Raw genomic sequence first — 21,388 nt, 5'->3', positions numbered from 1 at the left:
GATATTTGATTTTTATAGTGGGTTAATACGCAAGAAAGAAAAACTGAACCTTGGTTTAGTTTTTCTACCTGCTTGGGGTTAATTGACTGATTTTCGCCTTATATGGGTGTCTTCTCACCGAGTAAACCAAAAAACTTGGACATCCATTAATATCCAAGATTTCGAAATCTGTGAGTGTCCAAATTTATTAAGTGGGTGTCTATGTTGAAAATGGGTGTCCGCATGTCTATCCGCATTCCTAGCACCCCTAGCTAAAAAGCTTCATGAACCAGCCTTTGCTTAGCTCTTCTTCGCAGGTTTTGAGCTGTGTTGCGTAGCGTAATGATCGTGCTTTTACTTTAGATGCAACTTTCTTCAGCCAAGGTTTGCGGTCATAACTTCTACGTTTATAGCCACCCCAGCCTTCATGGTAGTTCAAGTATTGGGCGTAAGCATCCCACTTCGAAATACCATTCACCTTTTGAGACTTATAGATAAACCAACCCATGAAGTCGATAGCATCTTCAAAATCGTCGCGGTCAGCGCCGCTGTTGTCGGTTTCGCGCATGTAGTCAGCCCATGTGGGTGTCTTAGCTTGCGAATACCCATAAGCGGAGCTTACTCTGCCCCAAGGGACTAAGCCGAAAAATACGTAATCACGGGGAGGCAAGGCATCGTGGCGAAAGGAGCTTTCTTGATACATCATTGCCATAGGCACATGAATTGGCACTCCCCATTTATCACGCGCATCGGCCGCTGCATCGTACCAATCATCTTTCTCAAAGAAGATTTCGCACAAATTACTGCTGTCTTTCGGTGGTGTTGTAGCGCATCCAGCGATAAACAGCGGAAAAAGCACGACCAAACTTGATAAAAAAATGCACAACGGTTTGAACTTTTGATGCATAGCTTGTCTTAACTTATGTTCTAGTAAAATGTGTGTTTCCCTGGAACCTTCAACGCCTGATTTCTATCAGGCGTTTTTTTTTGCTAGCGGTTCGTTGAATTTGCTAGCGGCTCGTTAAAATAATCACGAATAAAGCTATCGAAGTCTTTGGTATCTGCAGCTTCCACATCGGCTTGCGCAGCTAACGACGTCTCAGCAGCCTCTTTAAACATAGCTTGTGTAGTTTGCTGATAAGCGAACCCTTTCATTTCCTCTTGATAACGTGCAGCTAACTCTAGGCCGTAAACACCATTATCTTTGTCATGCTTAAGTAATTCCTCTAAAAGCACGCCTGAAGGAGTTAGCGCAGGGTTTGCAACTTTCTTCGACTCTGCGGCAACTGCGTCGCTATATCGTGTTGTATCATTTGCCAGGTCAAGTATCTCTGCCACTTGTCCAAACTCGTCAAACAATGATGAAGCCCACGCCGTTAATGTTGTTTCCTCATTATCGCGAACAAGCGCCAAATTAGGTTTTCGCCCTTCTAATACCACGCTATTCATGTTGTCTTTAGCTTCATTCAACTGCGCTTCGTCTAACTCCGCACTAGGCTTCAATAAACAGGTCAACAAGAATACATCGAGAAAATCGAATTGGGTTTGGCTAATACCAATAGGCGAAAATGGATTTACATCTAACGCACGCACTTCAATGTAGCTGATGCCACGTTTAACTAGTGCATCGGTAGGCTTTTCCATCGATTGCGTAGGTTGCTTGGGCCGTATTGGCGAATACAGCTCGTTCTCAATCTGTAAAATATTACGGCTGAGCTGCTGATAGTTACCACCGTCGCCCGCAGCAAAGCTACTAAAACGATTTGACGGCGTATCCATAGCACCACGAAGCAACCGAACATAGTTATCTAACTGGTTATAGCAAATTTTAAGCGATGACTGCTCAGCACTGGTATATCCCAAGTCACTCATTCTTAGTGACGTAGCATACGGCATGTAATACGTGCCTTTGCCGACTTTTTCAAACGGTAATGCGTGTTCTTTTCCTTTCAAAAACGAACCACACAACGCAGGTGAAGCGCCATATAAAAAAGGGATTATCCAGCAATAGCGACGATAGTTTCTAATCAATGAGAAATAATCGGCTGATGTCTGATCTTGGCTATGCTCAGTACCATTAAGCTCAGCCCATTGCTTCCAGAAATCATCAGAGAAAGAAAAGTTAAAATGCACACCAGCAATCGCCTGCATCATACTGCCGTAGCGGTTTTTTAACCCAATTCGATATACTCGCTTCATCTTGCCAATATTTGACTCACCAAAATAAGCAATAGGAATATGCGCTTCATCTTCGATAAAACACGGCATACTAAGCGGCCAAATTTGCTCATCGCCAATATTATCAATGGTGTATTTATGAACATCTTGTAACTGTGTAATAGATTTAGCGGCGCTGCTTTCAGGCGGCGTAATAAACTCTAACAACGACTCGGAAAAGTCTGTGGTTATCGTGTCGTGCGTTAACGCTGAACCTAACGCTTTGGGATGAGGCTCTTGCGACAGAGCACCGTTTGGCTTAATTCGTAACGCTTCACGCTCAACACCGCGCTTTATTTGCGTGAGTGCCGATAAAAATTCAGGTGATTTAAGCGCAGCCAAACGCTCGTTGAAACACGTTGAGTTTACAGTCAATGTTCATATCCATGGATGAGTTGTTCCCCACAAAATGGGGAACAACGTATTAAATTCAAGTCAATATTACCAATGACTTGCTATCAGATACTCAGTTTATCTTTTCTCTACTATTGGTATCTACCGATAATTCGATGATCGGCATATTTAACGACTCCAGTTGCTCAAGAATCGCATTTTTATCGCCAACAACGATAACTTGTAGCGCATCTGTCGATAAATACTGCTTAGCCAGTGCGTTAATTTCATCTTTGCTAATGCTATTAATTATCTCAATTTGCTCTGTTCTGTAGCCTTTTTCAAGGCCATAGCTTTGCAATTGACGAAGAAAGCGCGCCTTACTATTGGGGGTTTCAAACTCTAACGCATCGCTCAACGTAAACGCATTGCGCATAAATTGAATTTCTTCGTCCGTCGCCCCCTTGTCGATATACTGATTTATTTCGTTAAAGACTTCAGTAATACCTTGGGCAGTATTCGCAGCCGTTAAATCACTTCCCACTTCAAACCAGCCAAGGGTTTTGCCTCCCATAAACGCACTATTCGCGCCATAGGTAATGCCTTTATCTTCGCGCAAATTCAGATTTATCCGGCTATTAAAGCCGCCGCCTAGCGGGAAGTTCACTAAACGAGATTTAAAGTAATCGCCTGTGGCATCGAAAGGTAAGCTGCGTTTAACGATATAAACAACAGATTGAACCGCACTAGGACTATCTATTAAAAAGACCTGATTCTTATCGTAGGTAGGGAACGCATCATAATCTTCAAAGGTGTAAGACTCACCTTCCCATTGCGCTACAAAATCTAATGCATTTACTACTGCATCAGGACTCATATTGCCAACAACGACTGCACTCGCTTTACTCGGTGAATAGTACTGATTATAAAACTGCTTCACATCGTCAAGTGTGATGGACTGAACGGTTTCAATGGTACCTTCGTCAGGAAGACTTACACGATTGTCTGCACCAAATAATACTAAATCTCGTGCACGTCGAGCCAAACTAGACGGGGTTTTCGCTTGCTGCTGCAAACCTTGTAGCACCCGCTCTTTCATTCGAATGAAATCATTTTGTGCAAAAGCAGGGTTGAAGAACTTCTCTTTAAGTAGTGCCAAGGTTGGCATTACGTTTTTAGTTAATGTAGACACATATACCTGAGAGTATCGACCTGCCGCACTAAAACGAATTGAGCTACCTAACTTAGCAAGTTCGTTCGCTAATTCTTCATTCGTGTAGTTTTGAGTAGATTCATTCATCATTAACGCGGTGAGATATGCTGTACCCGCTTTACCCTCAGCGTCTAACAACATCCCGCCATCCATGCTAAGGGTTAATGTGACAGTGGGTGTCTCACTCATAGTCACCCCCATCACATTTACGCCATTGCTGAGTTCACGCTCCCAATAATCTGGCACTGTGACCACAGGCGCTTCACCTGCTTTAGGTTGCACGGTTCTATCGAAACTAGACGGTGAGGACGTATATTCGTGATTATCAGGCTTAGTTTCAGGCAATGTTCGAACGGGGCGCTCAAACGTAGGTTGGGCAGCCTGCAACTGAGGTTGGCCTTTAGGCACAATACTTAACACCACACTATTGGCATCTTTAATATATTTCTTATAGACACGCATGACGTCTTCAGCGGTCACAGAGTTATATCGCGCGATATCTTCAGACACTAAATCTGGCGTTTGATAAAAAGTTTCATTGGCCGCAAGCGCAGTCACTTTGCCAGCTACGCTTTGTAAGCCAAAAACAGTAGATGCTTCAATACTGCCTTTGGTGCGCGCTAAATCGTCAGGCTTAACACCGCGGGTTTCAAATTCGGTTAATGTAGCTTCTATTACCTTATGAAGCTCATCAAGTGACTGCACTTTGGCTGGATTAGCCAAAGCAATTAGTTGAAATTCACAGGCCAGCTCGCGGCACGGGTGTGACACTACAGCTTGGACAGCCATGCCTTCTTTTACTAAATTTTTATAAAATAAAGACGTTTTACCGCCGCCTAGAATATCAGATAGCACATCTAATGGTGCTTCATCAGGGTGGCGTGCATAAACGGTTGGGAAAGTAATTTGCAGTAACGGTAAGTGAACCTTATCTTCTAACGTCATATAACGAGTTTCAGATAAGGTCACAGGCTGAGGCTCAGGATCTTTTACTTCAGGTCCTTTAGGAATATCACCAAAATATTGGGCTATTAATGCTTTGGTTTTTGCCGCATCTATATCACCGCCTATGGTTAATACGGCATTATTTGGCCCATACCAACGTTTGAAAAAGGCTTTAAGGTCGTTTACGTTAACGCGATCTAAGTCTTCAACGTAACCAATTGTCATCCAGGAATAGGGGTGCCCTTCTGGATACATAGCCTCGCCGTTTAGCTCGTGTCTTAGCCCATAAGGCTGGTTATCTACTCGCTGAGCACGCTCATTCTTAACCGTTTCACGTTGATTTTCGAACTTAGTTTGGTTTACCGCTTCAAGCAAATACCCCATGCGGTCTGATTCAAGCCACAACACTTTTTCAAGCTGGTTAGCAGGCACAGTTTCGTAGTAATTTGTTCTGTCGGTATTTGTCGAACCGTTCAAACTACCGCCGGCTTCGGTGATCACTTTAAAATGCTGTTCATCTGCTACATGCTTTGAGCCTTGAAACATCATATGCTCAAAAAAGTGTGCAAAACCAGACTTACCTACTTCTTCACGTGCAGAGCCTACGTGGTAAGTCACATCTACATGAACGAGTGGATCTGAATGGTCTTCGTGGAGAATGACCGTTAATCCATTACTAAGCGTGTACTTTTCGTAGGGGATAGTAACTGCGGAGCTATCGGCGGGGGTATCTACATTTGCCCGTTGGCATCCGTTAAGTACGCTAATAGCAAAAACTGCAACAATAAGGCGAAACGCCAAACTTCCTGACATGCTGGATCCTTCTAGGTGGCCTCGCTTTTGTAATACATTTAACTCGCATCACACTAGCGTCTATAATAATACAACCGTTGAGACAATGGCCTGGGGCATACGTTTCATCGAAGACTACCAGACTTTTTAACGCTTTACTTGCTCTGACTTGCTATCATTGTATTAATTTGTAAAATTCTGAAATACACTGGCATTGAACACAGTACAGAAACGTAGTTAAAGGAACTTATATGGATCAGCCCGCAACAGTCTTAGATTTTGAATTTGGCATGTCTCAACTAAGTGGTAATAAAACACTGTTGTTAACCTTATTAAATAAGTTTTCGGATGAATATCGCTCTGCAAACGATGATTTACAGCAATTAGTGAAAGAAGGTAATTTCGACGACGCATATTCTTTAATTCACACGCTAAAAGGTGTGGCAGGCAACTTAGGGTTATTTGCTTTGCATCATGCAAGCAAACCGGTGGAAGCTAGTGTGAGAAACGACAAATGCCTTCCAGATGACTACGCCAGCTTTTCAGCTCTTGTTGATGAAACCATAGCGGCTGTTGATGCACTATCGGCAGCGCCTGAGCCCGCCGCGCCTGAAGCAAATAGCGCAGTTGCTACCCAAGCTCGCGAGCAATTTATGGCTGCATTAAAAGCCAGTGAATTCATTTCCCAATCGACACTTGATGAATGGCTAAGCGTGCTTTCACTTTCTGCTGAAACGAAGCAAGGAATTGAAGACGCTGTAGACGAACTAGACTACGACGAAGCCATTGCCCTGCTTGAAAAAGCCTAAGTGAACGAAATTCCTATTTTAGTTGACGATGAAGATGTGCTTATCGTCAACAAGCCTTCCGGCATCGCCATGCATGACAATGCTAATACTGCCAATATTGCAAATACCCAGAATACTGAAGCCGGAGAGAATATTAGCGCCAGTGAAGGCGCTGACGCCTTCGGTGTCAATAACATGGCTAGTAAAATGGGTGGTAAAATAGCCCCCCATTCATTGGGTATTGTTAGCCTGCTTCGCGAACAAACCGGTTATAGTCAACTTCATCTTTGTCATCGCCTAGATACTGGCACATCTGGCTGTCTGTGCTTAGCCAAAAATGCCCATACAGCAGCGCTTATTGGTGATGCCTTTGCATCCCGTCAGGTTAGTAAGTACTACTTAGCCATTAGTGCGGATAAACCAAAAAAGAAACAAGGAACGATTGCTGGTGATATGAAAAACCGCCGCGGCGGCCAATTCATGTTGCTTAAAAGCAAAGATAACCCTGCAGTCACCCAGTTTTTTAGTCAATCAGCCAAACCTGGCTATCGCGGATTTATCGTAAAACCGCTTACAGGTAAAACCCATCAAATTCGAGTCGCCCTTAAGAGTGTGGGCGCAGCGATACTTGGCGACACACTTTATAGCGGTGCACCATCCGACAGATTACATTTACATGCCGGCTGGCTACGCATTCCCCTTCCCTCTCGCACTATTTCAGTGAAAGCGCCGATACTCTCTGGTGATTTATTTACTGATAGCGAAGTAAAAAGTTGGCTTACCGAATTACCTGAGCCAGATACTTTCAATTGGCCTGCGATTGCCCCTTCTTTACTACAACTAGTTAGCAAAACCTAAAGCTTATGAAAGGTCAAAACGCCAAGCAAGATGCGAAAGAAACAGAAAACCTATTGGGTAAAGGTAAAGGTGAGAGCAAGCCGCAAGCACAAAGCAAATTTAAGGCTGAGCAGCTCGAAATAAACAAAATCCACATTGCAGGCAGTGGCGCTATTGGTTCTTTACTTGCGGGGGCTGCAGAAAAACAGGGCATACCTTACGGGCTTTACCCAAGAAACCCAGTATTCCAAGTTGAGAAAGCGAGTATAGAGAAACCTGAATTTGAGCCCGCTAAAACTGAGACACCCACACCCTATTCTGTCGAGTGGATTGATAGAAATGACAATGAGACACCCACACCCTATTTTGTAGAATGGACTGACGGCACCGAATACCCCATTACGCAAATCAACAGTAACAAGCCTCATCTTTCGCCTAGCGATATGTTGGTATTGCCTTTAAAAGTGCACCACTTGAAAACCGCGCTTACTCAATGGTTGCCATTTATCGATAAGCGTACCCCTGTAGTGCTTCTACACAACGGTATGGGTGGGTATGAAATAGCAAAATCTATATTGCCAGCCCAGCAACCATTGCTGCTTGCTACCACCAGCCATGGGGCAATGAAGCGCACGGCAACTCAGGTTATTTACACCGGTGTGGGCACCACCCAAATTGGTATTGCCCCCCATTTGGTTTCGCACAAACAACTCACTATGCCTGAGTGGGCGAAAAGTGTGTGTCACACTTTACATGCGCTACTTCCACCAGTGAGTTATCAAACTGACATCATGAAAGCGTTGTGGGCCAAGCTTGCTATTAATGTGGTGATAAACCCATTAACTGCCCTGAATAATGTGACAAATAGCCATATTGCTGGTGAGCTGTTTGCGAAAGAACGTAAAACACTTTGTGAAGAGTTTGCTGAAGTGGCAAATGCATGTGGGCAGTGTTTTGATGCTATTGACATTGAACAACAGGTGATCAAAGTTGCTGGCCTTACCGGCAGCAATTACTCCAGTATGCATCAAGATGTGAAGAACCAACGGCAAACCGAAATTGAAGCCATTAATGGCTACATTGTTAACATGGCACAAAAAAAGGGTATTGAAGTTCCCCTCAATACCCTTCTTACAAAACAAATTACTGCGCGTTTAACATAAGCGCTGTAAGCTGTTTTTTATAACGCTGCTTTATATAAAGTAACTAAAGCATAACGTGGTTCGCGCAGCTTACTCTTCTTCAGCGCCTTTCGACACTTCAGGTTTCATATGCGGGAATAAAATCACGTCTTTAATCGTTGGGCTGTCAGTAAATAGCATGGCCAAACGGTCAATACCAATACCTTCACCGGCTGTAGGCGGCAAACCATACTCTAACGCACGAATGTAATCTTCGTCGTAGTGCATCGCTTCATCGTCACCAGCATCTTTCTCTTCAACTTGCTTAGAGAAACGCTTAGCTTGATCTTCAGAGTCATTTAACTCGCTGAAACCGTTTGCTAGCTCACGGCCGCCAACGAAGAATTCAAACCTGTCGGTAATGAATGGGTTTTCATCGTTACGACGAGCAAGTGGCGACACTTCCCACGGATATTCGGTAATAAACGTTGGCTGTTCAAGCTTCTCTTCCGCAGTGGCTTCGAAGATTTCACATAGGTATTTACCAGCACCCCAAATACCATCAACTTCAGGCTCTTTAATATGCAACTGTTTCGCCATGGCTTTAAGTGCATCAAGGTTCGCTTCTGGGTCGCGAATAGCGGCTTCATTAGCTTCTGGCCAGTATTTCAAAATGGCGTTGCCCATGCTTAAGCGCTCAAACGGCTTACCAAAGTCATACTGTACTTCTGAAACCACGTTTCCGTCGGTATCTTTGGTGGTGTTAGTAATAACACTAGAACCTAAAATATCTTCGGCAAGAGTACGCAACATGTCTTCTGTTAGGTTCATCAGGTCGTTGAAATCAGCATAGGCCTGATAAAATTCCAACATGGTGAACTCTGGGTTATGACGTGTTGAAAGCCCTTCGTTACGGAAGTTACGGTTAATTTCGAACACGCGCTCGAAACCACCTACTACCAAACGCTTCAAGTAAAGCTCAGGGGCAATACGCAAGTACATATCAATGTCTAACGCATTATGATGAGTAACAAACGGCTTCGCAGTTGCACCACCTGGAATCACCTGCAGCATAGGCGTTTCTACTTCAAGGAAGTCGCGCTGGGTGAGGTAGTTACGAATACCATTTACAATCTTACTTCTGATCATAAAGGTTTTGCGCGTTTGTTCGCTGGTAATAAGGTCAACGTAACGCTGACGATATTTGGTTTCTTGGTCACTTAGACCATGGAACTTTTCTGGTAGAGGGCGCAGCGCTTTTGTTAGCAATGCATACTCTTCCATGTTCACATACAAGTCGCCTTTACCCGACTTATGCAAAACACCAGCAACACCAATAATGTCACCAATATCTAACGCACCGTACTGCGCTTTAAGGGCTTTTTGGGTGTCTTTATCAGCGTAAGCTTGAATGCGACCAGTCATGTCTTGAAGCAACATAAACGGGCCACGCTTAGCCATAATACGGCCAGCAATGCTTACTTTGTTACCCTGCTCTTGCAAGGTTTCTTTATCTAATTCACCGAACTTGCCTTGAAGTTCGTCAGCATAGTTTTCACGACGGAAGCTGTTTGGGAAGCCATTTGCACGGCACTGCTCACGAATTGCGCTTAGTTTTGCTCGGCGCTCAGCAATTAATTTATTTTCGTCGGTTTGTTGGTCAGTCATAACCTATTCACTTTCGTTGTTCGGATTACAGCCCTGATTTAAGGCTGGCTTCGATAAATTTATCCAGACCACCATCTAGCACGGCCTGAGTGTTGCGTGTTTCCACGCCTGTACGCAAATCTTTAATGCGAGAGTCGTCTAGTACGTATGAACGAATTTGACTTCCCCACCCGATATCTGACTTGCTGTCTTCCATCGCTTGTTTCTCGGCATTTTGCTTTTGAAGCTCATACTCGTAGAGTTTAGCTTTCAGCTGCTTCATCGCCTGATCTTTGTTTTTATGCTGCGAGCGATCGTTCTGACACTGCACTACAATACCTGTAGGTTCGTGGGTAATACGCACCGCTGAATCTGTTCTGTTTACGTGTTGACCACCCGCGCCAGATGCGCGGTAAGTATCAATACGTAAATCTGAAGGGTCTATATCAATATCGATATCATCATCCACTTCAGGATAAACAAACGCTGATGAAAATGACGTATGACGGCGGTTGCCCGAGTCAAAAGGTGACTTACGCACTAAGCGATGCACGCCTGTTTCGGTACGTAACCAACCAAAAGCGTACTCACCTGCAATACGCAAGGTAGCACTTTTAATACCCGCTACATCGCCATCAGACACTTCAATAAGTTCGGTCTTAAAGCCGTGGGCTTCACCCCAACGAAGATACATGCGAAGGAGCATATTCGCCCAGTCTTGCGCTTCTGTACCGCCAGAGCCAGATTGAATATCAATATAACAATCGTTGGCATCATTAGGTTGTGAAAACATACGGCGAAACTCAAGCTTTTCAAGCTGCTCAAGCAAGCCTTCTAGTTCTTTGTTGGCCTCATCGAAAGTTTCTTCATCTTCTGCTTCAACGGCGAGTTCAAGCAAACCTTCAACGTCTTCGGTGCCCTGTTCAAGGTTGTGAATCGTTTCAACAACCAGCTCTAAGGCCACCTTTTCTTTGCCTAACGCTTGTGCGCGTTCCGGCTCGTTCCAAACCTCAGAGCTTTCAAGCTCTCGGTTAACTTCTTCTAAGCGCTCTGACTTTGCATCAAAGTCAAAGATACCCCCTAAGCGCGTCGGTGCGCTCGCGGATATCTTTTATCGCATTGGTAACGGGGTTTACTTCAAACATAGTCCGCTTATCAACTGTAAAATAAGACCGCGGATAGTACCGAATTTGGACGAAATTTGATAGGGGTTAACGAAATAAAAGGCAGCTTTTCAGGGTATTAGTTTCACTGCCTGTCTAATCATTAAAAACGCGCTATGCCAGGCCAAGAATGGTGGCATGAGTAAAGTAAAAAACTGCCTGCGTTTAACTATTACTGGTTTTTCTCATAAATTGGAACCCAGCCCAGCCTGCCATTGCGCTTGCGCTGGTTAAGAAGGTGCCCCAAGCCCAATCCACCACGGTTATAAACAGCGTAAAGCCTTCAACAATACTGTAGTTGGTTAGGTTGTAGGCACCGTAACTGGCGAGTCCAAGTAGCGCTCCATCAATACCTGAGTAGTACAGTGGTTTATCTCTGTTCGCCACTACGGCTAATACAAAGACGACAAAACCATACATTAAATAAAACGCCACCCAAGGCCAGGTAATATAGTTTTCCCGCAGTAAGGTCGCCATTTCAGTGGTATACCAGTCTCGGGCTATCCATCCTAGCCATAATGCATCTAACACACCAAAGCACAATAAAATAGCCAGTATCGACAGCATAATACTGGAAGAAAACATAATAATTTTTTGTAGCATGAACTCGCGTTCCATTCATAAACATGCGTAGTTTTTCAGTGTGTCATGTCTATGAATAAAATAGCAATATGAAAATATTGGCACCCTTACAACGCTAGTTCAATCTTACTGCTAGATAGCTAACTTTTCCTTCAGATGATTGGGGAAGAAAATATAAACCACCGTACAAAAAGTATTGAGTGCCATGTACTTTTACTGGCTGCGCATCTTCAGGAAGAACTTCATATCGCTTGCCTGCTTCATACTCGCTGGTTTCTGATCGCGGCCACTCAACAGGTGCCTTCACTACGATATACTCACCATCTATGCGCTTGTAGTACACCCCTTCTACAACATAGTAAGTTTCCCCATCGACAAAAATAGTATCAGGGTGGTCAGGCAAGGTGTGAATGATGACACCAGGGGGTGGAAGCACTACCGTGAAATCACCTCCCATTTTGCGATAATACACACCATTTCTATATCGATAGTCTATGCCTCGATGGCGGATAAAGGCAGCGTCTTTAGGTAAATGCTTCACCCTATGCCCCGGCTCATATCGCGGAGATGCAAGCACGGCGACAGCAACTCCTGCCGCAATGCCAGCACCTATACTTAATGCAGCATTTCCACCGTGAAAGCCGCCACGTGCGCCGCCGCCATGCAGCGGCACCGCACACGCGCTTAGCAAGGTGACTGAGCAAACAATGGGTATAAAGCGTAAGTTCGTAAGTAAATTCATAATGTATTACTCCCAACAAATTAAGCGTACGGCGTCTATGCCGTGTACTTATTTATATGGGGGTCTAGACCAACACAAGAACTGTTCCTCCTATGCCTTTACCTAACATTTACAAGGCTGACACCATTTACTCACTCGTCCCCGACATAGCGATATCTACTGCACTTTTCCCCATGGTTTGTTCACCTACATACTGAGGGTCGAAAGCCGTTCTAGAGAATATCTTTCTGACTAAGGGTTCAAAGTGTGACAGTGGTTTAGTTGGGTAATCAGGGTCGAATGACGACTGATCCCACTTTTCACAAAAATCTACACAGGCTTGATACCAAGGGTGATCTTTTAGGTACTCGCGCTCATTCGGATCGCCACCTAAAAAATGGGCGTAATAAACGTTTTGAAATAACCCATGCTGGTTAATAATCCAGGTTACTTCAGGACGTACATAGGGGCGCAAAATTGAAGCCGCGTATTGCGAATGATTGTGCGGCGCTAAGTCATCACCAAGATCATGGATAAGCGCCGCTACTATCATTTCCTCATCGGCACCATCGGCTTCAGCACGAGTTGCTGATTGCAGTGAGTGTCCAAGCCGTGAAACCTGATAACCCGATAAGGTGTTCTCTAAATTTTTAAGCGCTTCCAGTATTCTATCGGGCAAGCCTTTCGCGTATTCATCTTCATGTTTGGTAAGAAACAAATACTCTTCTTTTGTTCCGTCTTTCATCTGGCGAAATTGAACAGTTTCCATCACTTAACCTCTTATTTCTGCTGTTTCTGCTGTAGCCTTGGTATTAGCTATTTCAAACTCACTGTTCGTATGTTCGGCTTCTAGTGCATCGTGGGTACGAATAGCACCTTGCTTTCTTTTAAGCGCATTGTAACGGCCTTTCGGTGCATCAATATCAATGTAAGCGCCTTGCAGGTGACGACGCCCCTCGCTCGGGTCAAACCCGGTGCGTCCATGTAGCACTCTGGTGTTGTGGAACATCTGTAATTGCCCCGGCTCTAATCTGAAGCGCCATTCGTATTCAGGCGAACATAACAACTGCCCCAAACGTTTACGGGCTCGATGAAATATAATCATGTCTTCATCTTGTAACAGCGGTAAATAGTCCAAGCGGGGGCTGTATGCGATACCCGTAATTCTGCCACTAGGGTCAGACTCAATCATGGTACGTCTTTCTATCAAATCCACATCGTTGTCGTAATAACGGTAACGAACAGGTACCTTACAAAGCAGGGCGAAACCTTCCGGATCTTCTTTTTTCAACTGTTCTAGTACTGACAAGCTATCGACCAACGTCGACAATCCTTCGGTAGTCTGGTTTTCTAAACAATGCAGAAGTTGAATACCCGGCATGGGGTTACGGTAAGGGTTGTCAGTATGCGGCCCTAACGGCACAGAGCGATAAGCTAGATCGTTCGAATTAGGGCGGGTAAATACCTCGAAGTACTTACCAAAGTTAGTTTCTCTCACATGGCCAAATAAATTCGCTACTTCTAATACCGCGTCGGATTCAGTAGGCACGTTATCAACAATCAAAACTCCGTAGGTTAAAAATATTTCTATTCCTTTAATTAACCCCTCTTGTGATTTCAATGTAGCTAAATCAATATGAAACAATGACTTGTCCACATCGCTTTTCCAAGATATGTCGTTAGGCGCACCGTCCCAAACGTCGAAGTCTGCAGCGAACTCATTCAAATCGTACTCACCTGAATACCCGTCACTAAACGAAAGGTTAGCTAGGGTATCATGCTTCTTTTCTACCTTAACCAGCGACACATTTTCATCTAATTGATGAGGGTCAAAAAAGCGTTGCTTGGTGGTTTTATCAAGGTTTTCAGAATCTTGGCAACGCTCACGAAGCCACAATGCGGGTAAAGGATAGTGTTGTCCATTTACAATCGCTGACACGGAAGCATTCGCTTCGTTGATAACATAGTCTATTTGCTGCACGAGATTCTCCCTTAAAAATTAATAAGAGAAGTATCAAGTAATCGTGGTTTATATTACAGTAGCAAAGCCTTATAGCTAACATGCAAATTAGTAATAATGAAAGAATCTGAATTACCTACCCTTAACGGCTTATTGTGTTTTGAAGCGACGGTAAGACATGGCTCTATGACATTAGCAGCGGAAGATCTTGGTATTACACAGCCATTGGTGTCCCAAAGAATTCGCGCATTGGAAGATGTGGTAGGTGGTATTTTAATTGACCGTAGTAAGAAACCCGTTACCCCTACCATTGAAGGGATCAAGTATTACAACGAGTTAAGAGGCTCTACATCATCTATTTTGCGTGCTACTGATAATGCTCGCAGAGATTTTCGCGATACAAAAACAAAGATATCTATTAGTGCTTATTTTGGCTTTGCGTTTCACTGGATAATGCCTAGGCTACAACGTTTACAACAAGCTTTTCCTGATTATCTTTTTGAAATCCAACCAACTAATAGCCTAAGCGACCTCACCACTGCACATGCAGATATATTATTTCACTTCTCCTCAAAAATTGGTAAATACCAGTTTGAAAAGATGTTAATTCCCGAGGTGGTTTTCCCGGTTTGCTCACCGGATTTCGCTGTTAAACACGGTTTAAAGGCCGGCCAAATGCTTAGTGACCTTAGAAACCTTCCTTTACTGCATAAAGATGTAGATGATTCTAGGTGGTTAAATTGGCAACGCTGGGCACAAGCATTAAATGTGAAGCCTTCTCCTAGTCCAATTTTATTTCGTTACAACAATTACCCCCTTATTGTAGAAGCGGCAGTTAGCGGGCATGGTCTCTGTTTGGGATGGGAAGGGTTAATAAACCCTTTTATAGAAGATGGCAAACTTATTGAATTAGGGCCGCGATTAAAATCTGAAACTCGGGGATATCAGATTTGTTCAGACCAATACGCTAATTTTGCCATAGGTAACGTAATCAAGTGGTTTATCAAAGAAGTAGAGCAAGATTAAATTGCAAAAGGCTAAATTAAGAAAAAACAGAGGCGACGATTACTCGCCTCCTCGCCTGAGCACTAGCACTAGCACTAGCACTAGCACTACCTTATAGAACCTGTGCGGTCATTTTCATTGTTAATTCAGCGGTTTGTTTACCCAAGTTTTTAAGTTGTTTGATGGTTTTCTCGTCGGTAATTACGCCGCTATCATCCATCAGAGTATTTACTTTTGCTACAGCAAGTTGTGCGGGTAACACCGTAACGCCTATGTTTGCCAGCAACATGCGTAAAACCACCAATACCCTCATTCCGCCCAAACCACCAGCCGATGCAGCCATAATCCCTGCAGTCTTGCCTTTAAAAGCCTGCATGGGTTTATCACCTTCTTCCATGCGAGTGGCCCAATCTATGGCATTTTTAAGAAGTGCGGGATAACTCGAATTGTACTCTGGAGAAGCAATTAAAAAACCATCATGTTCAGTTAACAGCTGCTTAAAGGCCCTTGCATTTTCTGGCACGCCAGACACTTTCTCTTCATCTTCATTAAACAGAGGCATTGGATAATCGGCTAGATTAACCACAGTTACTTTAGCGCCTGACTCCCGAGCTCCTTCAGCTGCAACCGTGAGTATCGCTTGATTAAAAGAGCCGTTTCGTGTGCTGCCAGCAAAAGCGAGTAGCTTCGTCATAATATAAATTCCTTTGTTAGTGCCATGCAAATGTTAGCGCCATGCAAAATCGATAGATTGTAAAGAATCACCCTACTACACTATTGAACAAAAAAAATGTGAGCTATAAGCCAACCATTTAACTGTAAGCGTAAATTAGTAACCCTAATCTACGAATAAACATGTCTTAATCTAGGCAATAAAATTTAAATAAAGCAATATCTTAGTCATAATTAACGCTTTTATAGTATTATTACTATACTTACCTAAGTTGCCAGTGCGCTTCAAATACAACCAAAGATAATGCACGGCTTGCTATGGTTATACACTACGATAAATCTTACATTTTTCGTAGTCATCTTCGTTAAATGGATTTATAAAAAATACATGGCGTACCTTTTTCAGTCACTGCAGTCGAGAATAATTCTCCTCATCGTTATGGTTGCATTACCAGGGTTGGTTGGTGTTTTTTACGACTCATACGTTGAAAGAGAGCGCGCTGTAGAAGCTGCCATAAGCCAATCGGTTAATACCGCCAAAGCCACCTCAAAATTCCAATCTGCACTGCTTGATAAAACACGTACTTTTCTTCAAAACCTTGCCAGTTTCGATGCGGTTAAAAATCAAAACCCCCAAGCATGCAGTGCTTTTCTTGCCGATGTACTCAAGGTAAATAGTAACTATATTAATCTGGGTGCACCGAGGGCAGATGGCGAACTACTGTGTAATGCACGTCCTATAAAAACATCGGTGAACGTCTACGATCGCCCTTATATTCAAGAAGCGCTGACTACACGAGGTTTTTCTATCGGTGAGTTTCAAATAGACCGAGTAACTAATCTTACTAGTGTGAACTTTGCCTATCCGGTATTGAACGCCACAAGCGACACTGTGGTGGCGTTGGTGGTAGCGGTTATTTCATTAGAATGGTGGAGTGAAGCGCTCTCTGAGTCCCATTTACCGGATAATACCGTGGCTTACATTACCGATAGCGAGAATAAAATTGTTGCCGCATATCCAACGAACAATAACCTCTTAGGGACTCCACTGGACACCTTCAGCGCTCAAATAGATAGTTCCAATACTGCAATTGATACCAATGCCTTTGTTAGCAATGACCCCTATCAACGGGTATATGTAAAACGCCCATTATTTGAAGATGGCAAGCAAATCAATATCACGGTGGGCATTCCGCTTAAGCAAACCCTTGAAGCCATTAATGAGCGATTGATTAAAACGGCGGGAATTTTGGCCGCGATAGTTATGCTACTTGTAGGAGTTTCAGTATGGGGCGTGCGAAGAAACGTACTAAAGCCAATACGCACTTTACTTCAATCTACTAAAGCCCTTGCTGAGGGCAAAGAGGTGAGCGACGCGCCACTGCATGGAAGTGTTGAGTTGGTTAAATTACAGCAACGTTTCACTTCGATGGCAAAAACACGGCTAGAGGCAGAAAAGCAACTTCTCGACAGTCAGGCTTCTTTGCTAGAAAGCAAAAATATATTAGCAAGTCATATTGAAAATACGCCTTTAGGGTGCATTACTTGGGATCCTCAGCTTATCTGTACCGATTGGAATAAATCGGCAGAATTCATTTTCGGCTATAAAAAAGAAGAAGCGATTGGAAAACATGCCTCAGATCTCATTATCCCTCTAGAACGTCAAAAAGAGATAAACGAGGCATTCGCTCAGCTACTTAAGAAAAAGGCCCCAAAGCGAAAAATAAATAAAAACGTTACCAAACTAGGTCACCCCATAATCTGCGAATGGTATAGCACCCCTATTTTTGACCTAGCTGGTAACGTGATAAGCGTAACTTCGTTAGTTCAGGACATAACTAAGAACAAGCATCTAGAAGAAAAACTAAAACTATCAGCAAGTGTGTTTTCTCACGCAAGAGAAGGCATATTCATTACAGATAGCAACGCAAATATTATAGATGTGAACAAAACCTTCGTTGATATAACAGGCTATGAGCGAAACGAAGTGTTAGGCAAAAAGCCCAATATGTTTAAGTCAGGAAAACAATCTCCGGAGTTTTACCATCACCTATGGGCATCTATTCTCAACAAAGGTTACTGGGCAGGAGAAATTTGGAACAAACGTAAAAATCATGAAGTTTATGCCCAACTATTAACCGTTAGCGCAGTTAATGATGATGAAGGCAATGTTAAAAATTACATCGCAATATTTAGCGACATTTCTGAAGCCAAAGAGCAGCAATACAAACTAGAGCACATGGCACATTATGATGTATTAACTAATTTACCCAACCGCTCATTGCTTGCCGAGCGGCTAGATAGAGCCCTGTCTCAATGTAAATCTGATAAAGGGTTTGTGGCAGTAGCACTACTCGATTTAGATGGCTTTAAAGAAATAAATGATAACTTCGGTCATAGTGTGGGCGACGAACTTCTTGTGATCTTGGCTCATCGTTTAAAAGGAACATTGCGAGAAACTGACACTATTTCACGCTTTGGGGGTGACGAGTTTGTGACGGTATTGGCAAACCTAAAGCAACCTCAAGATTTTGTTGCCATCATTAAGAATATGCTAAGAGTTGCATCAGAACCGGTAAAAATTGGTGAGAGCCAGCTTAAAGTATCTGCCAGTATCGGGGTAACGCTTTACCCTGCAGATAACACTGATGCTGACCAGCTTATCCGCCACGCCGACCAAGCGATGTATTTAGCAAAACAGAAAGGTAAAAATTGCTATCACTTATTTGATATAGAGTCTGAAGACGCCATAAAAGCTCGTCATGAAATACTCCAGAGCATAACCACAGCCCTACACAACAGAGAGTTCGTGCTTTACTATCAACCGAAAGTGAATATGCGCACCGGAGAAATTATTGGCGCAGAGGCCCTTATTCGTTGGAAACACCCCGTTGAAGGCATACTCTCCCCTGCAGCCTTTTTACCGTTTATTGAAAATCATCAGCTCAGTATAGATATTGGTGAATGGGTTATCGAAGAATCATTGCAGCAATTTAGTCGCTGGAAGAAATTAGGGGTTCATATCCCCATTAGTGTGAATATTTCTGCGTTGCAGATTCAGCAAAGAAACTTTCCTATTCGCTTAGCTCGTCTGTTGTCTAAAGTACCCAATGTTCCCCCTGAAGCGTTTCAGTTAGAAGTATTAGAAACCAGTAAGCTAGGTGATATTAAAAAAGTCGCGGAAATTATGGATGATTGCGTAAAGCTAGGGGTCACGTTCGCCATTGATGACTTTGGAACAGGTTATTCCTCTCTCACTTACTTGAGGCGATTGCCGGCAAAGGTCATCAAGGTAGACCAAACCTTTGTACGTGATATGTTAATCGACCCAGAAGATAGAACTATTGTAGTGGGGGTTATCGCCCTAGCTAAATCGTTTAATCGCAGTGTTATTGCTGAAGGGGTAGAAACTATTGCCCATGGCACATCGTTGCTAAATTTAGGCTGCGAGCTAGCACAAGGGTACGGTATAGCTCGGCCTATGCCCGCCACAGACATGCCTGATTGGATAGCGCACTGGTCCACTAAAACCGAGTGGAAATCTCCTACCCCACAGCTTCTCGACAACGAGGCATAAAAAAAGCCGACACGAGTGTCAGCTTTTTTAAGTAACAACATAGGCATTGCATGCTGAACATGTGCATTGGCAAATATTCGGCCGATAACGCTTATGCTATCTGAATTACATTTTTTCCAATGTTTCGATACCAAGCAAGTTCAAGCCTTGGCTTAACGTGCTGGCCACAAGTGCTGATAAGGCCAGACGGCTGTCTCGTACTTTCAGTTCAATGCCGTCTTTTAGCATTGGACAAGCTTCGTAGAAGCTCATAAAGGCGCTAGCTAGTTCGTACAAGTAAGTACACAACACATGAGGCGTGGCATCACGTGATACCAAGCCCACCACTTCTTCAAACTGCAATAACAGTACCGACAAAGCGTGTTCTTGTTTTTCAACAATATTGATGTCTACTGGCATGGTTTCAATAGCAACACCTGCTTTTCTGAATAAGCTTTTAACCCGCGTGTAAGCGTATTGCAAATACGGGGCGGTATTTCCTTCAAAGCTCAACATGGTGTCCCAGTTAAACATATAGTCAGTGGTACGGTTTTTACTTAAATCGGCATACTTTACTGCGCCGATACCTACTTTACGGGCAACTTCCGCTAATTCGTCTTCTGACAAGTCGTTGTCACGCTCGGCAATCAATTTACCAGCACGCTCTACCGCTTCATCTAATAATTCAACCAATTTAACCGTACCGCCGGTACGTGTTTTAAATGGCTTACCGTCATTGCCTAGCATCATACCGAATGGGCAATGCTCGTAGGTTTGTGCCTCTTCCATGAATCCTGCTTTACGGCCTACTATTTCGGTTTGCTTGAAATGCAGCGCTTGGCGAGCATCAGTAAGAATAAGCGTTCTGTCGGCGTTTAGCGTACCACTACGATAGCGCATGGCGGCCAAGTCTGTGGTGGCATATAAATATCCGCCACCAGATTTTTGTACAATATAAACCGCAGGATTGCCTTCTTTGTCGGCCAACTCAGGAATAAATACTACTTGAGCGCCTTGGTCTTCTACTGCAATACCTTTTTCTTTTAGCTCGCTGATTACATTAGCTAAATCGTGATTATAGGCAGACTCACCCATAATATCAGCACGGGTTAAGCTTACGTTTAATTTCTTATAAACGTCTTCAGAGTGTGCAATAGACACATCAATAAATTTTTCCCATAAGCTCAGGCATTTTTCATCACCGCCTTGAAGCTTAACCACGTATTCACGGGCGCGATCGGCAAAGCCTTCTTCGTCATCAAAACGCACTTTTGCTTCACGGTAAAAGTCTTCTAAATCGGATAACGCCGTTTCAGCCACTTCTTGTTCTAACTTGTCTGACAAATGCGCCAGCAACATACCAAACTGCGTACCCCAGTCGCCCATGTGATTTTGGCGAATGACTTTATGACCTAAAAACTCTAATACCTTCACCACAGCATCACCAATAATGGTGGTACGTAGGTGCCCTACGTGCATTTCTTTAGCTAGGTTTGGAGAAGAGTAATCTACCACTACGGTTTGCTCTGGCGATTTTGCTACGCCAATGCGTGGGTCGTGTAGCGCTAGCTCACACTGATTTGCCAACCACTCGTTGTTCAAATGAACATTGATAAAGCCTGGGCCAGCCACTTCTAGTTTACTGGCTACATCGTCAAGTTTTACAATCTCAACAATCTTTTCTGCAATATCGCGAGGCTTTTGTCTAAGCTGTTTCGCCAACGCCATTGCGCCATTGAATTGATATTCACCAAATTCAGGACGAGCACTGCGCGATACAGGAATAGGTGCGTTTTCAACACCCATTGTTTCTAAAGCTTCACTAAATCGATTAATTAATAATGCATGTATATTCAT

General features: G+C 43.6%; 16 protein-coding genes. 5 read left to right on the top strand and 11 right to left on the bottom strand.

What is annotated here, in order from left to right; genetic code table 11:
• Window positions 1-247 precede the first annotated feature (247 nt).
• The 3 genes from ALT761_RS05610 to ALT761_RS05600 form a co-directional block, all read right to left on the bottom strand.
• Entirely contained in the window at window positions 248-886 is a 639-nt protein-coding gene (locus tag ALT761_RS05610) for a transglycosylase SLT domain-containing protein (protein ID WP_013784996.1), read from the bottom strand.
• An 83-nt stretch (window positions 887-969) separates the two neighbouring features.
• Complete coding sequence (gene gshA, locus ALT761_RS05605) at window positions 970-2,571, bottom strand: glutamate--cysteine ligase (RefSeq protein WP_129737197.1); 1,602 nt, start codon at window positions 2,569-2,571, stop codon at window positions 970-972.
• 91 nt (window positions 2,572-2,662) lie between these two features.
• Window positions 2,663-5,500, bottom strand: a complete 2,838-nt coding sequence (locus ALT761_RS05600; RefSeq protein WP_129737195.1) for a M16 family metallopeptidase — start codon at window positions 5,498-5,500, stop codon at window positions 2,663-2,665.
• A 230-nt stretch (window positions 5,501-5,730) separates the two neighbouring features.
• On the opposite strand from ALT761_RS05600, the gene ALT761_RS05595 reads away from it, so the two are divergent.
• Genes ALT761_RS05595 through ALT761_RS05585 form a run of 3 tightly spaced genes read left to right on the top strand, consistent with a single transcriptional unit; the run spans window position 5,731 to window position 8,267 of the window.
• On the top strand, window positions 5,731-6,288 hold the full coding sequence (locus tag ALT761_RS05595; RefSeq protein ID WP_129737193.1) for an Hpt domain-containing protein: 558 nt from the start codon (window positions 5,731-5,733) through the stop codon (window positions 6,286-6,288).
• Window positions 6,289-7,125 (top strand): pseudouridine synthase, encoded by an 837-nt coding sequence (locus tag ALT761_RS05590; RefSeq protein ID WP_129737191.1) that lies wholly within the window; start codon window positions 6,289-6,291, stop codon window positions 7,123-7,125.
• 5 nt (window positions 7,126-7,130) lie between these two features.
• Window positions 7,131-8,267 carry a ketopantoate reductase family protein gene (locus ALT761_RS05585; protein WP_129737189.1) on the top strand — a complete coding sequence of 379 codons (1,137 nt, stop codon included), beginning with the start codon at window positions 7,131-7,133 and terminating at the stop codon, window positions 8,265-8,267.
• 69 nt (window positions 8,268-8,336) lie between these two features.
• Here ALT761_RS05585 and lysS read toward each other — a convergent pair whose 3' ends face one another.
• The 6 genes from lysS to ALT761_RS05555 form a co-directional block, all read right to left on the bottom strand.
• Complete coding sequence (gene lysS, locus ALT761_RS05580; protein WP_129737187.1) at window positions 8,337-9,893, bottom strand: lysine--tRNA ligase; 1,557 nt, start codon at window positions 9,891-9,893, stop codon at window positions 8,337-8,339.
• Between the two features lie 25 nt (window positions 9,894-9,918).
• Window positions 9,919-11,017 (bottom strand): peptide chain release factor 2 gene (gene prfB / locus ALT761_RS05575; RefSeq protein ID WP_126871927.1). Its coding sequence is split into 2 segments (ribosomal slippage): window positions 9,919-10,941 and window positions 10,943-11,017, totalling 1,098 coding nucleotides; the frame shifts between segments, so codons are not numbered across the junction.
• Between the two features lie 183 nt (window positions 11,018-11,200).
• Entirely contained in the window at window positions 11,201-11,638 is a 438-nt protein-coding gene (locus ALT761_RS05570; protein WP_129737185.1) for a DUF2177 family protein, read from the bottom strand.
• A 94-nt stretch (window positions 11,639-11,732) separates the two neighbouring features.
• Window positions 11,733-12,359, bottom strand: a complete 627-nt coding sequence (locus ALT761_RS05565) for a DUF6515 family protein (protein ID WP_129737184.1) — start codon at window positions 12,357-12,359, stop codon at window positions 11,733-11,735.
• A 127-nt stretch (window positions 12,360-12,486) separates the two neighbouring features.
• The gene (locus tag ALT761_RS05560; RefSeq protein ID WP_172602853.1) at window positions 12,487-13,107 is read right to left on the bottom strand and encodes an HD domain-containing protein; all 621 of its coding nucleotides are present in this window, start codon (window positions 13,105-13,107) and stop codon (window positions 12,487-12,489) included.
• Between the two features lie 3 nt (window positions 13,108-13,110).
• Complete coding sequence (locus ALT761_RS05555) at window positions 13,111-14,319, bottom strand: TauD/TfdA family dioxygenase (RefSeq protein ID WP_129737180.1); 1,209 nt, start codon at window positions 14,317-14,319, stop codon at window positions 13,111-13,113.
• A gap of 96 nt (window positions 14,320-14,415) precedes the next feature.
• Between ALT761_RS05555 and ALT761_RS05550 the strand changes: the two genes are divergently transcribed.
• Window positions 14,416-15,324, top strand: a complete 909-nt coding sequence (locus ALT761_RS05550) for a LysR family transcriptional regulator (RefSeq protein ID WP_129737178.1) — start codon at window positions 14,416-14,418, stop codon at window positions 15,322-15,324.
• Window positions 15,325-15,415: 91 nt separating this feature from the next.
• On the opposite strand, the gene ALT761_RS05545 is transcribed toward ALT761_RS05550, so the two are convergent.
• Window positions 15,416-15,997, bottom strand: a complete 582-nt coding sequence (locus tag ALT761_RS05545) for an NADPH-dependent FMN reductase (protein ID WP_129737176.1) — start codon at window positions 15,995-15,997, stop codon at window positions 15,416-15,418.
• A gap of 366 nt (window positions 15,998-16,363) precedes the next feature.
• Between ALT761_RS05545 and ALT761_RS05540 the strand changes: the two genes are divergently transcribed.
• Window positions 16,364-19,552, top strand: coding sequence for an EAL domain-containing protein (locus ALT761_RS05540; RefSeq protein ID WP_172602852.1), 3,189 nt, complete (start codon window positions 16,364-16,366; stop codon window positions 19,550-19,552).
• A 105-nt stretch (window positions 19,553-19,657) separates the two neighbouring features.
• On the opposite strand, the gene argS is transcribed toward ALT761_RS05540, so the two are convergent.
• Window positions 19,658-21,388, bottom strand: a complete 1,731-nt coding sequence (argS, locus tag ALT761_RS05535) for an arginine--tRNA ligase (RefSeq protein ID WP_129737172.1) — start codon at window positions 21,386-21,388, stop codon at window positions 19,658-19,660.

This window comes from Alteromonas sp. 76-1, assembly GCF_900654235.1.
GTDB lineage: Bacteria > Pseudomonadota > Gammaproteobacteria > Enterobacterales > Alteromonadaceae > Alteromonas > Alteromonas naphthalenivorans.
The sequence above is the reverse complement of the archived record's forward strand: the minus strand, read 5'-3'. Positions and strand labels throughout refer to the sequence as shown.

Excerpts from the sequence above, each read along its gene's own strand:
- ALT761_RS05565 (WP_129737184.1), bottom strand. The coding sequence starts at position 12,359 with ATGAATTTACTTACGAACTTACGCTTTATACCCATTGTTTGCTCAGTC.
- argS (WP_129737172.1), bottom strand. The coding sequence starts at position 21,388 with ATGAATATACATGCATTATTAATTAATCGATTTAGTGAAGCTTTAGAA.
- ALT761_RS05560 (WP_172602853.1), bottom strand. The coding sequence starts at position 13,107 with ATGGAAACTGTTCAATTTCGCCAGATGAAAGACGGAACAAAAGAAGAG.
- ALT761_RS05550 (WP_129737178.1), top strand. The coding sequence starts at position 14,416 with ATGAAAGAATCTGAATTACCTACCCTTAACGGCTTATTGTGTTTTGAA.
- ALT761_RS05570 (WP_129737185.1), bottom strand. The coding sequence starts at position 11,638 with ATGCTACAAAAAATTATTATGTTTTCTTCCAGTATTATGCTGTCGATA.
- ALT761_RS05545 (WP_129737176.1), bottom strand. The coding sequence starts at position 15,997 with ATGACGAAGCTACTCGCTTTTGCTGGCAGCACACGAAACGGCTCTTTT.
- ALT761_RS05585 (WP_129737189.1), top strand. The coding sequence starts at position 7,131 with ATGAAAGGTCAAAACGCCAAGCAAGATGCGAAAGAAACAGAAAACCTA.
- ALT761_RS05600 (WP_129737195.1), bottom strand. The coding sequence starts at position 5,500 with ATGTCAGGAAGTTTGGCGTTTCGCCTTATTGTTGCAGTTTTTGCTATT.
- ALT761_RS05610 (WP_013784996.1), bottom strand. The coding sequence starts at position 886 with ATGCATCAAAAGTTCAAACCGTTGTGCATTTTTTTATCAAGTTTGGTC.
- lysS (WP_129737187.1), bottom strand. The coding sequence starts at position 9,893 with ATGACTGACCAACAAACCGACGAAAATAAATTAATTGCTGAGCGCCGA.
- ALT761_RS05540 (WP_172602852.1), top strand. The coding sequence starts at position 16,364 with ATGGCGTACCTTTTTCAGTCACTGCAGTCGAGAATAATTCTCCTCATC.
- ALT761_RS05595 (WP_129737193.1), top strand. The coding sequence starts at position 5,731 with ATGGATCAGCCCGCAACAGTCTTAGATTTTGAATTTGGCATGTCTCAA.